General features: G+C 58.0%; 12 protein-coding genes. 7 read left to right on the forward strand and 5 right to left on the reverse strand.

What is annotated here, in order from left to right; genetic code table 11:
* Positions 1–84 precede the first annotated feature (84 nt).
* From CKV89_RS00220 to CKV89_RS00225, 3 genes are all read left to right on the forward strand, one after another.
* On the forward strand, positions 85–597 hold the full coding sequence (locus CKV89_RS00220; RefSeq protein ID WP_034400465.1) for a GtrA family protein: 513 nt from the start codon (positions 85–87) through the stop codon (positions 595–597).
* 67 nt (positions 598–664) lie between these two features.
* On the forward strand, positions 665–1,051 hold the full coding sequence (locus CKV89_RS11515) for a hypothetical protein (protein WP_154657600.1): 387 nt from the start codon (positions 665–667) through the stop codon (positions 1,049–1,051).
* A 153-nt stretch (positions 1,052–1,204) separates the two neighbouring features.
* Positions 1,205–2,644 carry an alanine/glycine:cation symporter family protein gene (locus CKV89_RS00225; protein WP_051277267.1) on the forward strand — a complete coding sequence of 480 codons (1,440 nt, stop codon included), beginning with the start codon at positions 1,205–1,207 and terminating at the stop codon, positions 2,642–2,644.
* A gap of 108 nt (positions 2,645–2,752) precedes the next feature.
* On the opposite strand, the gene CKV89_RS00230 is transcribed toward CKV89_RS00225, so the two are convergent.
* Entirely contained in the window at positions 2,753–3,319 is a 567-nt protein-coding gene (locus tag CKV89_RS00230; protein ID WP_197697055.1) for a hypothetical protein, read from the reverse strand.
* A 29-nt stretch (positions 3,320–3,348) separates the two neighbouring features.
* Entirely contained in the window at positions 3,349–4,092 is a 744-nt protein-coding gene (locus tag CKV89_RS00235) for a hypothetical protein (RefSeq protein ID WP_034400467.1), read from the reverse strand.
* 384 nt (positions 4,093–4,476) lie between these two features.
* Between CKV89_RS00235 and CKV89_RS00240 the strand changes: the two genes are divergently transcribed.
* Positions 4,477–5,658, forward strand: coding sequence for a nucleotide sugar dehydrogenase (locus CKV89_RS00240; protein ID WP_028326823.1), 1,182 nt, complete (start codon positions 4,477–4,479; stop codon positions 5,656–5,658).
* A gap of 13 nt (positions 5,659–5,671) precedes the next feature.
* Here the strand turns inward: CKV89_RS00240 and CKV89_RS00245 are convergent, their stop codons facing one another.
* Complete coding sequence (locus CKV89_RS00245) at positions 5,672–6,046, reverse strand: phage holin family protein (protein WP_084440897.1); 375 nt, start codon at positions 6,044–6,046, stop codon at positions 5,672–5,674.
* Between the two features lie 148 nt (positions 6,047–6,194).
* On the opposite strand from CKV89_RS00245, the gene CKV89_RS00250 reads away from it, so the two are divergent.
* A complete protein-coding gene (locus tag CKV89_RS00250; RefSeq protein WP_157728056.1) occupies positions 6,195–6,578 on the forward strand; it encodes a TM2 domain-containing protein in 384 nt (127 codons plus the stop codon).
* A 39-nt stretch (positions 6,579–6,617) separates the two neighbouring features.
* Here CKV89_RS00250 and CKV89_RS00255 read toward each other — a convergent pair whose 3' ends face one another.
* Positions 6,618–10,142, reverse strand: coding sequence for a DUF3320 domain-containing protein (locus CKV89_RS00255; RefSeq protein WP_161626187.1), 3,525 nt, complete (start codon positions 10,140–10,142; stop codon positions 6,618–6,620).
* A 516-nt stretch (positions 10,143–10,658) separates the two neighbouring features.
* Here CKV89_RS00255 and CKV89_RS00260 point away from each other — a divergent pair.
* Positions 10,659–11,735 (forward strand): glycosyl hydrolase, encoded by a 1,077-nt coding sequence (locus CKV89_RS00260; RefSeq protein WP_051277410.1) that lies wholly within the window; start codon positions 10,659–10,661, stop codon positions 11,733–11,735.
* Positions 11,736–11,874: 139 nt separating this feature from the next.
* The gene (locus CKV89_RS00265) at positions 11,875–13,338 is read left to right on the forward strand and encodes an APC family permease (RefSeq protein ID WP_231935401.1); all 1,464 of its coding nucleotides are present in this window, start codon (positions 11,875–11,877) and stop codon (positions 13,336–13,338) included.
* Between the two features lie 184 nt (positions 13,339–13,522).
* Here CKV89_RS00265 and CKV89_RS00270 read toward each other — a convergent pair whose 3' ends face one another.
* Positions 13,523–14,557, reverse strand: coding sequence for an ABC transporter substrate-binding protein (locus CKV89_RS00270; protein WP_028326827.1), 1,035 nt, complete (start codon positions 14,555–14,557; stop codon positions 13,523–13,525).
* Positions 14,558–14,568 lie beyond the last annotated feature (11 nt).

Here is a 14,568-nt window from a genome sequence, read left to right on the forward strand (position 1 = left end):
GAACAGGTGGCAACTGCGGCGGTACCCGACCCAACAGGTTCCCCGGACGGGGGTGGTCTCCCGCGAGCAGCCTCGCATGCAGCAATGCTGCGCCAGTTCCTTACTTTCGGGATCATTGGTGGCTCTGGGGTGCTGGTGAACATGGCTGTGGTGATTTTGTGTAACCGCAGCGGCCCTGACGCCACTGGCATCGTGTGGCCGATCGTGTTCACGCCATGGTCCGTGCGCTGGTATCACGTGTACTCAACGTTGGCGTTTCTTGTCGCGAACGTATCGAACTTTTTCCTGAACCGGCGTCTGACGTTTTCCGATTCACGCCATATGACTGTTCGTTCCCAGTTCTGGCCGTTCTTCTGTGTTGGGGCGATTGGGCAGCTATTTGTACTGGGCATCAATACGCTCCTATTGAATCCAACCTCTCCCCTGTTCCTGGATTTCGCATGGATGGACAGCGCCACAGGGCTTCGCAAACCCGAATACTGGGCACAACTGACGTCACTGGTGGTAGTGACCCCACTCAGCTTCATCTTGAACAAGGTATGGAGCTTTGCTTCCCATCGCGCACACCGCTGCCCCAAGAACCCCACCGACTCCTAATGAAGACACCTCCGGCCAGGACAAGCCAGAGCGCTATTGACCTCGCACACCGTGCCGATGAGGGTGTGTGAGCGTTTCCGGTATCGAAGGACCTGACCCTAGCCGGGCAAGCGGCGTGAGTCCTGCCCCGGCCACCTCCGCGAACCTGCCCACCAGCCCAGTGCAACCTGTGGCACGCACAGCCGCAACTACTCCTCGCGAAGCTAGGGCAGGCCGCGAACAGTTCTACTCCCCCGAACTCATCTCTGGCCTACTTTCAGACAATGTGACTGGCTGGCAACGAGAATCGCTTGGCAGATTGGCACGCATGCTGCGGATGCAACCTCGAGCCGTATTAGCTGCTTTGCGCGGCGGACTTCACGCTCTGCCATCCCTTTTGGCCTCTCGACGCATGAATGTCGCCGACCTCAATGGCATGTTCGATAAAGGGCTTCTTGTCGACGCTATGGCGTGACCACGGCATTCACACCACAAAAACTACATATACAGTGCCTCTGCGCTGGCTTTTCTCAGCCTCCATGGGACGAATGCCCAGTTAGCGCCCAGTTATGGCACTCTGCTGCCACGCCGTGAATACCGGCGGTCCCTCTTCCCTGAAAGGGCCTCGATGGCTGATCTTCTTACCGCCGTGAGCGACGTGTTGTACAAGTACATCCTCATCGCTCTGCTCATTGGAGCCGGACTCTATTTCAGTGTTCGTACTGGATTTGTGCAGCTGCGGCTGCTGCCCGAATCGGTTCGTGTTGTAACAGAACCGAAAGAAGAAGGCGAATCGCTTTCTTCCTTTAGCGCCCTCATGGTTTCCACTGCTTCGCGCGTTGGCACAGGAAACATCGCAGGCGTAGCAGTCGCGATCGTTTTAGGTGGCCCTGGCGCGTTGTTCTGGATGTGGCTCATCGCTCTATTGGGAGCTTCATCAGCATTCATTGAGAGCACCCTGGCCCAGATTTACAAGCGTCGAGGCGAAAACAACGTCTCTTACGGGGGGCCTGCCTACTACATCACCACCGCGCTCAAGGCACGCTGGCTAGGAGTGGTGTTCGCATGTGCGTTGATCTTCACGTACATGGGTGGCTTCAACATGGTTGCCTCGTACAACACAGTCGATTCATTCCGCACCTACGGCTTCTTCTCCGAAAGCACCACGCCACTGATTCTCGGTGCTGCTCTGGCCCTGCCCGCTGCGCTACCGATTTTCGGTGGTGGTCAGCGCTTGGCTCACATCACATCGATGCTTGTTCCTTTCATGGCAATCGCTTATCTGCTCGCTGGCTGCGCGGTGGTGTTCACGCACCTGCACCTAGTTCCTGACATGTTCGCCGCGATCTTCTCCAGCGCCTTCGATTTCTCGGCAATCTTTGGTGGCTTTGCCGGCTCAGCGATGATGCACGGCATTAAACGTGGCCTTTACAGCAATGAAGCTGGCGTTGGTTCGGCGCCTAACGCTGCCGCCTCAGCGTCGGTTTCGCACCCGGTTAAGCAGGGTCTCGTTCAGATGTTGTCTGTGTACATCGACACGTGGTTCGTGTGCACCATCACCGGTTTCACAGTGCTGGCCTCAGGTGTAGTCCCGGACGAGAAGATGGCTGGCGTGGCTTACGTTCAAGCCGCGGTGGCTACCGTATTTGGCGCTTGGGGGCCACCCTTCATCACCATGTGCCTGGTGTTGTTCGCCTTCACCACCCTCATCGGCAACTACTACTACTCGGAAGTTAACCTGCGGTTCCTTTGCCACGGGGAGCCTGCCGTGTGGTTGCTGCGGAGTTTCCGCGCCGTCGCGGTACTCATCGTGTTCTGCGGTGCACTTCTAGAGTTCGAAATGGCGTGGAGCATTGCCGATATCTTGATGGGTTTGATGGCCCTGATCAATATTCCGGTGATCATCTTGTTGGGTGGCCACGCCATCAAAGCCAGCAAGAACTACATCGAGCAGCGCAAGCAGGGCGTGAACCCCACGTTCCGCGCCGCCGACATCGGCATTACCGAAAAAACTGACTACTGGGGGCCAGAGCCGCAACCGGCTACCAACTCGCCTGCTACTGCCTGATTCTCTACAAAGTCTTGGGTACGCAGATCGCCTGGGTCGTTGTGAAAACGACCCAGGCGATCTGCGTACCCAACGCGTGACTAAGCACAAGGCTCAGCTGCGCGGATATCAGAACAATCCGGTCGGCTTACCAAAGTTAGTGTGCGTGTTCCCTGCAACAGTCGAGTCGACGTTTTGGTCGTTAGCGTTGGGGATATCACCTGGCAGGCGTCCCTTTTGAGTAGTGACGATTTTCTGAATGACACGACCCTCACGGGTAGCGCCGATACCGAAGTAGAAGCCCGCGATGTTCATCCCTTTGGTGCCACGCTCCACCGGGTTAGACAGGATTACCCGGTAGGTATGGGTTGAGGTTGCTTCATCGAATCCGAGGTCTTCCACATGCGAGCCGTGGAAACTGCGGGTACCGATATTACGGTTCACGCCTTTGGGCCCTTTAGCCGTGATGATTTTGACTTCAAAAGTCACGAGAGGAAATTCACCGTAATACCGGTCTGTGCCTGCGTTAGTTAGACGCAGAGCCACCAATCCTGGATACCCAGGAATTTTCGCTCCGGACACGGCATAGCTCACCGCGAGGTCTCGTTTGGGAGCAGTATCTACAGCTGAGGCGGGCACTGCCGCCGATGCCACTACCGCTGCAGCAGCTCCGGCTGCGAGGAACCTGCGTGTCATTCTTTTCATCGCTGTGACGTCCTTGTTTTTCACTTGGTTCCGGTCGCCTCGGAGGCGCTGTTCTTGTAGACCTTGACGACAACGGCGTTGCTTAGCGGCGCCAATCCTGAGTAGGTCCAGGGGTTAGACCATGTGCCGTTGGCACGGCAGCGCTGCTGCGTTCCTTTAAATGACAGCTGGCGGAACCCATACGTTGCTTTACCGGTGTGGCCAGCAGGTACGTTGAATGGACCGATCGTTTGTCCAACTGTCCAGGCAAGTGAGTACGAGACGCTGGGCCGGATGTTCAGCGACTCCGTAGGTGAGGTGGCAGAAATGTTGCCGGTGAGTTTTCCCACCACGGCACTGAGCCCGGAGGAGATGTTGCCGAACGTTTTGCCGTAGTCACCGCTGACGGACAGGCTGATCGTTTGGGTTCTGCTCAGCTGTTGGCTCAGGGGGATGTCCCCCTTTGAATCGTTGCGAGTTTCAATCGCCCCCATAGGAGTGAAGTGGTCCTGCACGCGGTAAATGACGGTGCGGTAGTCCTGGTGGGCGTTGCAGACCGGGTGCGGATTGAAAATGTTGGGTTTGAGGCGGGTATTGGGGCGTTTGACGTTGACGAGTGGGAGCAGAGGGTTGTTGTCAGGGGTGTTGGGTGTGGTGATGTTGCCGGTAGAAGGATCCGACCCGTTACTCTCTGGTGCGGCGTGGACTGTGGGTAGAGCTGTGACCATCAAAGCGAGAGCGGTCAGCCCTGCCCCCGCGACACGCGCGACACTGCGCTTATGCATTTGTGCTCCTGGGGAGTTGAGTGAGGCATGATGTGCCTCACGGCGAGAGTGGTGCACAGTTCGACATAAATCGAAAACCATTGTGCCGAACTGGTTTTGACGCTAAAGCGAGCGTTAACCGACTTCAATACCTCACCCACGCGTTGGGATTTCTTCCAGCATTCACTGGAGTAATTCCCAAAAACGAAGAGCCCGCAGCTCATAGCTTTTTTCGCGTGCAAAATGTGCGCAAATACACCGGTGTCAAGATGAGATAAATCACTTTTTTCACATTCCGTTAGTGTCTACACAATCACCTACTTCACACTGACCCACCCCCAACGCGGCCACGCCTCACACCCGCAACTCTCACGAATCCGACTCCAGCACGCCTAATCTGGCCGCATGAAGATCGCCGTAGCAGGACTTGGATACGTCGGGCTCGCGAATGCGGTGATCCTGGCACAGCACCACGAAGTCACCGCCGTGGATCTCGACAGCACCCGCGTGGCCGACATCAACGCCCGCCGCTCCCCCATCGTCGACCCCGACATCAGCGAATACCTCACCAACCATCAACTCAACCTCACCGCCACCACCGACCCCACCGCATACACCGGCGCTGACTTCGTCATCATCGCCACCCCCACCAACTACGACCCCAACCTCAACTTCTTCGACACTTCAAGCGTCGACACAGTCCTAGACCTAGTAGCCCGCCACAACCCCGGCGGCACAGCAGTCATCAAATCCACCGTCCCAGTGGGATACACCGACCAAGTACGCACCACACACCCCGACATCACCATCCTTTTCTCACCCGAATTTCTTCGTGAAGGTCGAGCGCTCCACGACAACCTGCACCCCTCACGCATCATCGTCGGAGCCGACCCCAACTCCCCTACCGCCAGCGACAAAGCAAAAACCTTCGCACACCTACTTCACACAGGCAGCCTCGAAGAAAACACCCCTGTCCTACTCACCGGAACCACCGAAGCCGAAGCCATCAAACTCTTCGCCAACACCTACCTAGCCATGCGAGTGGCCTACTTCAACGAACTCGACACCTACGCCGCCCGCCACGGCCTAGACACCCGACAAATCATCGAAGGCGTCGGACTAGACCCACGCATCGGAAACCATTACAACAATCCAAGCTTCGGCTACGGCGGCTACTGCCTCCCCAAAGACACCAAACAACTCCTAGCCAACTACGACCAGGTCCCCCAAACTCTCATCCGCGCCATCGTTGACTCCAACACCACCCGCAAAGACTTCATCGCCTTCGACATCATCGACAAAAAACCACATGTCGTCGGGGTCTACCGACTCACTATGAAAACCGGCAGCGACAACTTCCGCTCCTCCTCCATCCAAGGAATCATGAAGCGGATCAAAGCCAAAGGAATCCCCGTCATCGTCTACGAACCCACCCTGGAGGCCACGGAGTTCTACCGCTCCGAAGTAGTCAAAGACCTCAACGAGTTCAAAAGCCGCGCCGATGTCATCATCGCTAACCGTCACTCTCCAGAACTAGCCGACGTCGCTGAAAAGGTCTACACCAGGGATCTCTTCGGCTCTGACTAAAACCCCCAGCACCTCATCGGCTACCACCCATCGGCGCCAAAAGGAGCCCCGAAACCACGCTGATAATGATCGAACCGATCAACGCACTCCAGAAACCATGCACCGCAAAAGCCAACCCAACCGCGTTAGCCAACCAACCACTCAACAACAACATGAACGCGTTGATCACCAACAAGAACAACCCCAACGTGAGAAACACCAGGCACCCAGACAAAAACGTGACAATCGGTTTGATCAAGGCATTCACCACACCGATCACAATCGCCACCCCAATAAGGGTGAGCACTTTGTGTCCAGTGGAGACCCCACCAACGGCGATACCCGGCACAACCCACGCAGCCACGGCCGTCGCGGCAGCAGTGGCTCCGACTCGCATGAAGAAATTCATACCCACATCCTGGCACCCGTGCAGCACACACCCCACACCACGCAGCCATGCCCTCTACTGAATTGCGACCCACGCGGGCAGGGAAGATGGTTCATGCATGCCGTGTATGAAGCCACGCACCTCACACCCACCCAGCGAAAGGCCACCCATGGATGAGCGACCTACCGCCAACGACAGCTACTACGTTCGCCGCCATAGCGATCCAATCGGGCCGTACTCCTTCTCAGATCTGGCCATCATGGCTAAAGACCGCACCCTGCGCGGCAGCGACACCGTGATCCTGCCCGATGGCCGTCAAATGTTCGCTTCCCACGTGCCCGGCTTGTTCTCGGATAAAAGCTGGCTAGTCGCCATCTTGCTGTCGATTTTCTTTGGCGTCTTCGCCCTGGACCGCTTTTACCTAGGAAACATTTGGCTAGCTATAGGCAAACTGCTGTTCGGCTGGGCAACCTTCGGTATCTGGCACATAGCAGACATCGTCCTCATCGCGCTGCGCCGTGCCCACGATGGCCGCGGAAAACTCCTGGACTGAGTCACTGCGCTGACCACGTACAAGTGGCTGCCGAATTGTTTACCCCACGCGCGAACGCTCTCGCGCAGCAGAAGCATCCTGGACAAGAACGAGTTCGCGTCCTTGACGTTGCACCTGTCCGCTCGCCACGAGATTTTCGATAACCGGCCAAAAAGCTGGCCGCAACTGTGTCGCCAGGAAACCGAAGCCGAATATCTCCTTGACTCCTCTGAGCACGGTGGACTCTCCTGCTTTCCCACCTGACTCAGCAAGTGCAAGTAGGACAGCGTTGGCGCGTTCTTCAGGCGCAATCTCGGTGGCGCGACGCTCAGCCCGATTCTGTCCCCGCACCACGCGGTATTTGTCTCGGTCGACTCCCTCACCCCATACGAACTCTCCCGAGGTGTCAACGACTCGTTCTAGCTCAGGGGGCATTGCGGCAACGATGGCATCTCGTTCCACTCCCGGCATGCGTCGCCACCCAAACCTACGGGCAACGATACGGGCAGCGCGGTCGATGTGGACGGGGCCCTCAATCTCGACAATTTCACGCCATTGCGCTGCTACCTCTTCAACAGCGGCGTGCTCTGGCAAGGCGTTGATTGTTTCACGCGAACCACGCTGCTCGGCCTCAGCAGCTTCAAAACGAGTGAGCACCGGTGCCTGGTAACCGATGGGGGTGGCTCCCATGCGCTCAACAATGTCGGCTTGTGTTTGAGCTTGAGCGGCGGCAGCAGCAAGGAGCGGGTCAGGTTCGACTACTGACCCACTGGTTGCTGCTGTGCTGCTAGCAGCATCGGCGATGGGTGCTTCATCAGCAAGACGAACAAGGTCGGCGATGACCTGGTCGGGATTGTTACTCCATTCGCTGCGGTACAGCTGGTAAGCCGCTGCCCATCCCATCTGGCCCACAAGTACACGTTGCGGGATCTCGTCACGATCGGTGGTAGCTAGCCGGCGGGCCCACTGCGGGGTGTCCAGGCCAACAGCAACCCAGCTTCGCCCGGGTCGACGAAGTGCCAGGTCTACCCGGAAGGCACTGACACCCACGTCTTCGACTGCTTCAAGACCCTCAGCACGTAACCGCGCAGCAATAGGGGACGCAAGGCAAGAGGTCTCCGTTGCGGCGGCAGGTTTTTCTGCAATCTGCCCATAGCGAGCAGCGCGTAAGTAATCGCGCAGGTCAGCCAGCCCGTCAGGAAGAGCGTCAATGTGGTCGAAGACGTCCGGGTCGTAGCTAGCAAAAAGCACGTTGCGCACGCGGGCGCGAGTGATAGCGACGTTGAGACGACGTTGGCCGCCGTCGTGACGCAAAAGCCCGTAGTCACGGGAGAGCCTGTCAGCATCATGAAGGGAGTAGGTCAAAGAGAAAAGAATGTGATCGCGTTCATCACCCTGGACGTGTTCGATGTTCTTGACGAAAATCGGTTCGTTTTCTCTTCGCAGCGCGGCCCGTACCTCCGGCGCGGACTCATCGGATTCAAGTTTGTCGAGGATGTCGTCGCGTTGAGCTGCATTGAAGGTGATCACACCAACGGAGACGTCTGGATCTAAGGCGACCATCTCGCGGACTGTGGCAACAACCTCGTTGGATTCGACGATGTTCAGTGGTGGCTTGCGGCGGGCTGCCCCGAAAAAGCCACCTTCGACACGACGGAATTCAACACCAGAGGCAGCTGTACCCGGAGGTGTGGGGAAACTTGCGAGTTCACCGCCGTAATAGCGCTCGTTTGAGAAGGCAACGAGTCCTTCAGTGCGCGACCGGTAGTGCCAGGTGAGCCGTAGACATGGGATGCCGCGCCGTACAGCTTCGAGCAGGATCGATTCAGCTTCATCAGGACGGTCGGCTTCGTCTGCTGCGGCAGCGCCAAACAGGTTAGTTGGAGGCATTTGTTTGGGGTCGCCGACGATGATGGCCGCATCTGAGCGACCTAGGGATCCAACAGCGTCAGCTACGCGGATCTGGCTGGCTTCGTCGAAAATGACTAGGTCGAACAGGTGTGCGCGGGCAGGCAGATAGCGGGCAACGGTGGCCGGGCTCATGAGCAGACAGGGGGTGAGGGTGAGGATGGCATCGATGTGTGTGTCGACGAAGTGGTGGAGGCCTTCGATTTCACCTGCGGTGAGTTCGGTGGACAAAGCTTCCATCGCGGCGGGTGGAGCAGGATGGGCAGGCTGCATGTGGGGTAGGGCTGCAGCCAGTTCGCTGCGCAGTGTGTCTGCGCTGTAGCGGAATTGTTCAGCTTGTTCCCGTCTGGCAGAGGCGTCTACGGCGATGGGTTCGGTTCCGTGCTCGCGGATGGCTGCGGGATGGCGGGCTAGATCGGTGACGATCTCGCGGTGCATGTCGCGGGCTGCGGTGAGGTCTTCGCTGGTGGGGATGGCGTGCTGAGCTAGGCATGCAGACAGGTGGGTAAGGATGCCGCGCAGGGTTTGTTCTTTGCTGCGTAGGTCTAGGCACCGTCCATGCAGGCCGATGGCCGCTAGGCGGCGGGCAACAACATCTAGAGCAGCGTCTTTTTCGGCTACGAACAGGACGCGGCGTCCGTTGGCGAGTGCGTCGGCGACGATGTTGGTGATGGTCTGTGATTTTCCAGTGCCAGGTGGGCCTTCGAGGACAAAGGTGTGTTGGTCGTGGGCCCAGGCAATGGCGCGCTGTTGGGCGCCATCGGCTGGTAGGGGTGCGGTGAGTTCGGTTTCGGCTTGGAGTGGCTGGGTGGCTAGCCCGTCGGTGGGGTTGGCTGGTGGGGCTGTGTCTTCACTGCTGGTGAGGTGGGAAAGGAGTGGATTAGTGAGGTATGTGGCCCAGTTGTCGTGCAGATCTCGCCACATTTCGAGAGTGGAGTACTCCAGCAATGCGATGCGGGCGTCGGTGGTGACCTCGGCGTCGATGCCTGCTTGGGTGATGGCTTGACGGATGCGCTCCAGCGCGCCGGGCAGGTCGAGGGCATCGTCGCTGGTGTGCAGGTCGCGCAGGGCTTGGGGGTCGATGCTGTGGTTGCGGCGCAGCCGTTCGAGCAGGCTTTCGTTGATGCGTAGGGTTCCTTGGGTTTCGAGCTGCATGGTCCAGGACCCGTAGCGGCGTCCTTCAAGTGTGATGGGTAGGAGGTAGAGGGGAGCGGTGTCAGTGCTTCCGTTGGTGTGGGTGGTCAGTGCACCCAGGGTGAGGTAGAGCGGGCTGGCTCCGGATTGGTCACGGATAACGTGGGCACATCGGCGTAGGTCGGGGAAGCGTTTGCGGATGGTGGCGGTGTCGTCGACAGCGAAGATGAGGTTTTCTTCGTCGAGGAGGGTGGTGTGGGTGCTGCTGTCTAGGTCAGTGGATTGGTGGACCCCGGTGGGTAGGTCTAGTTCGTCGAGGTCATCGGAGCCTCGGATGACGATGGGGGTGCCTGAGGTGATGGCAGTGATGAGGGTGGGGAGGGTGTTTTCGCTGGTGTGGAGGGCTACTGCGGTGCTGGGCAGGCAGATGAGGGGGTTGCGTCGGGTGAGGTCGAGAAGGTTGGAGAGCCAGGTGTGGACGGCTGGTGGTGTGGTGGTGGGGTGCCCGGTGGTGTTGGTGGTGGGCTCGGCGTTGTCGGCCACGTGGTGTTCTCCCTTGTGTCCTCCCAGGGTGCCCGGGGTGGGCAGCCGGGTTTGGTCGTGTATCAGAACAGTTGGGAAGGCAGATAGGGGCAAGGAGGGCACACGGGTTTGGGGAAATTTTGACTGATTGAGGGGGGTGTTCTGGGGCGGGTTATACGTGTTCGTTGGATGGGCACAGCTGTGACCTCAGTAGCGTTATTGCTGTGAAGAATTAGTCGGGTGGGCGAGTATTTTGTTTTCTTAATAGTTTTCGCGTCATGAGCTTTGTATCGAGTTCACGGCGTTGAAATGATCCGCGACACAGTCGAACATTCTCGACAGCTTTGTTTACCCTGCTAAACAAATAAACCCATGTGTTTTTGCTCTTTACACCCGTGGGTCATCCCCACGAAGCTGCACGACATCTCACAGGTGTCATAGGGTTCGCGGAAGCCGGGGGGCAGGGGGTACGAGCAGAGCTATGAGCTGCATGTACATACGTGCCGCTCGGTGTCCGCCACACCGAAAGGCCTCCATATGACACTTCGACGAGCTTTCGTAACGCTCACTTCAACAGCCCTCCTCGCCGGAGCCGCCATTACCGCCACACCGGCTAACGCCACCACAACACCGGCGAACAACAGCATTAAAAACACCGCTGTGGCCAAACCTGCCCCCAACAATCTGGCCAACCAATATTTGGGTAAACCCAGCTCCGGAAATAAATGGCACTCTGGAGCATGGGTAGGCGGTTTCATGTCTGGTGAACGCGCCACTCGCTGGGGCACTTGGCGCGGCGCTCCCAGTGACGTCACCCCCTCATTCCCCGGCTGGGATACCTGGAAAGACCTCAACGACCCCAGCTGGGAAATCAACACCTTCAAAGACTTCAAAGGTGTTCTTCTATGGGGACAGCCCATCCTGCCCCGCGAAGCTAAGCCCAGCGACCTGAAAAATGTCGCTGCAGGAAAATACGACGAAACCTACCGTCGCACCGGACGCGAATTGCAAAAAGCAGGACGCGGTAACTCTGTGGTGCGTATCGGCTGGGAAGGCAACGGCACGTGGATGCCCTGGAGCGTAACCGCCACAACCGCTGGCGAATACAAAACCGCGTATCGACGCATCCACGATTTGATGAAAAAAGAAGCTCCTGGCCTTAAATTCAGCTTCGACATTAACTGCGGCACTGTGATGCGCGGCCAAAAAAACCGCCTAGACAGCCTCAACCTCATGTACCCCGGTGATGACGTCGTCGACATGGTCGGCTGCTCCCACTACGACTGGGGCCCTCTGCGAGCCCGCAACGAAAACGAATGGCGCCGTTCTATCGCTCCTGATTCCAGCGTTGGCCTTTCTGACTTGGCCCGATTCGCGCGCGAACACAAGAAAGGCCTTTCGGTCTCCGAATGGGGCTTGGCCAGCCCAGGCCGTGACGGCAACGGCGATAATCCTTATTTCATCCGCAAAATGCGCGAATTCTTCCAAGGCAACAGCGATGTTCTCGTCTTGGAGAGTTACTTCGCCGAAGCTGGCACTGATATGAAAAACCACATTTGGGACGCCGATCCCCTCAACCCCAAGTCGGGAGAGGTTTATCGCAAGCTTTGGTGACCTTCGGTGACCTCCTAGCGCCCACGCTTTTGGATCAGCCGCAACTGTGAATAAGCTGATCGAACTTCGCGTGGGCGCGAGGCGGGCCACAGGAGGCTCTACCTCCTGCCCCGCCGGACCCCCTCGTTAGGAGGCCACCTTGAGCAAAACACCGCCCACCAAGGTCGCAGGACACGACCATCATGAACTGCACCAGGTCATGGGCCCTGGGCTGCTTCTCCTGTTCATCCTCGGAGACATTCTCGGAACAGGTGTATACGCCCTCACCGGCAAGCTGGCCGCCAACGTTGGCGGCGCTGCCTGGGCTCCTATCTTGTTTGCCTTCGCGGTAGCGACACTTTCTGCCTACTCCTACCTCGAACTTGTCACCAAATACCCGGGAGCTTCCGGGGCTGCCCTTTACGCGCACAAAGCGTTCCACAAGCAATTCCTCACCTTTATGGTGACTTTCGCTGTGCTCTGCTCTGGCCTCACTTCGGCAGCAACCACCTCCATGGCTGTGGCCAACAACATCAACCTTGGATTTGGCCTGAACTGGAGTAAAACCGCCGTCGTTGCCTTGGCTATTGCCTTCCTTATCTCGTTGGCAGGCGTGAACTTCTGGGGTTCCTCGGAGTCCGTGAAGCTCAACATGGTTCTCACCCTGATCGGTTTCCTCGGACTGGCGCTAGTCATCGGGGTCGGCATCTGGGCAACCATCAACGGCAACGTTGACTTCTCACGCACCGTTATTTTCGAAGCCCCCCAGGACAAGTCCATGTTCTTGGTCTTGTCTGGTGTCACCGCTTTGGCGTTCTTTTCTTTCGTTGGCTTCGAAGACTCCGTCAATATGGTCGAGGAAGTAAAAGACCCCCGTATTTTCCCCAAAGTGATGCTCAGCGGCATGGGGATCTGCCTGGCCATCTACGTTGCCATCTCATTGTTCACTGTCGCTATCGTGCCCATCGGTGTTCTGGCCAGCACAGAAACCCCCTTGTTCGAGGTGATTGCCCGCGGTGCGCCTGGCATCCCGATTCACACTCTCTACCCATTCATCACCATTTTCGCTGTCGCGAACACAGCGCTGCTGAACATGATGATGGCTTCACGGCTCGTCTACGGCATGGCTAAACAGGGCGTTCTCCCGCGCCCTCTGGGGAAGATCCACCGCGGACGCCGCACCCCATATGCCTCCATCATCTTCACCACCGCGCTGGGAGTGGGCCTACTCGCCCTCGTTGGGCTGGGCCTGGGGGCGGACACCACTTCGGCCTTGGGAAGCACCACAGCGCTGCTCCTTTTGGGTGTGTTCACTGTTGTGAACATTGCCTGCATCGTGCTGCGCCGTGACACCGCAGCCGAGAACCGTAACCACTTCCGCGCTCCCCGGTGGGTTCCCTACCTGGGCGCAGCTTCCACCATTTTTCTTCTTGGCCCTTGGGCCCAGAAACCGGTGGTCTACTCCATCGCTGCGGTGTTGCTCCTCATCGGAGTGTTGCTGTCGGTTTTGAACTGGCTCTACCAGCGCAACATCAAACACACCGACGCCCACCTCACCATGGGAGACACCCAAGTCATCGCTCAGATCGTCGCTGACGTTCCGCCAGAGGAACTACGCAACTAACCCCACGCTGAGGGGGCTCTGCTCGCATCTGATGCAAGCAGAGCCCCCTCACTACATGCCGCTGCCACCAATGTCCTTTGCTGGCTGATAGAGGCAGCAGACCAGCGAGCGATAGAGAAATAAGGGATGCCCCGGAGAAGAAAAAAATCTTCTCCGGGGCATCCCTTATGTTTACCGCGCAGAATCAGCCTTTGACAGCCTCATCAAGGGGCTTCTCGATGTGGTCAAGCACGTACCCCAAGCTGAGCACTGTTTGCCATCCGAAGGCTTTCTCAAGCTGGTCTTCAAGGAACAGCGCATGCTTGTCCTTCATGGCTGGCAGTGAAGACAATGACTGCTCAGATTCGATCGTGGAACGTCCCTTCGGGGCGTAAGAAATCTGATCCCAGACCAGCACATCGGAATCGAGCTTGCGGGCTTCTTCCAAAGAGAGCTCTGTGTAGAACTTGCCCTTTGCTGCGTCGTTAACTTCTTTGTTCGCTTCAAAGCCAAGCGAGGTGAAGAACCGTGTGCGCATGTCGTTGGCAGCGAAAGCAGATAGCGCTTTGCCGTCATAGGTAGCAACAGTGGCACTCTTGCCCTTCCACTCAGGGTGACGGGCAGCTAGCCCACTGATGCGCCCCTTGATGCCGTCGACCAATTTCTTGGCCTCGGCGGGGCGTCCTACGGCAGCGCCAATCTCTTCAGTCGTGACATCCCAGGGCTGCTGGTAGTCCTCGTAGTCACCCTTTTGCACGATCACTGGGGCGATCTTGGAAAGTGCCTCGTAGGTGGGTTTGTCGACGTCGGAGTAGGTAGCGACGATCAGGTCAGGCTTGGCTGCTGCCACTGCCTCCGGGTCAACGGTTTCTTTCGTGTACACCTGGGGTTTTTCACCCTTGATGCGGTCTTTGGCCCATGCTCCTGCAGCCTCACCGGAAGGGGTCATCCCGTCCCAGTTGCGCACCATCACCGGGGTGACACCGAGAGCCAGGAGAGCGTCCTGGTCGTTATACCCCAGGGATACCACCCGAGTAGGCGCTTCTTTGACCACCGTTTGGCCGAATTTGTGGGCAATCGTGGCTGGGAACGCGCCAGCCTCCGTGGCCGCAGGCGCTGGCTTGGAGCTCGCCGAAGTCGAGGAGTCAGATGTGGAGCATCCGACCACTCCGCCGGTCAAGCACAGTGCGGCTGCGAGAAGGAAAGCCCTCCGGCGTAACGAGGACAGTTTTGTGGGCATGGTGTAGTGAT

Source organism: Dermatophilus congolensis, assembly GCF_900187045.1.
GTDB lineage: Bacteria > Actinomycetota > Actinomycetes > Actinomycetales > Dermatophilaceae > Dermatophilus > Dermatophilus congolensis.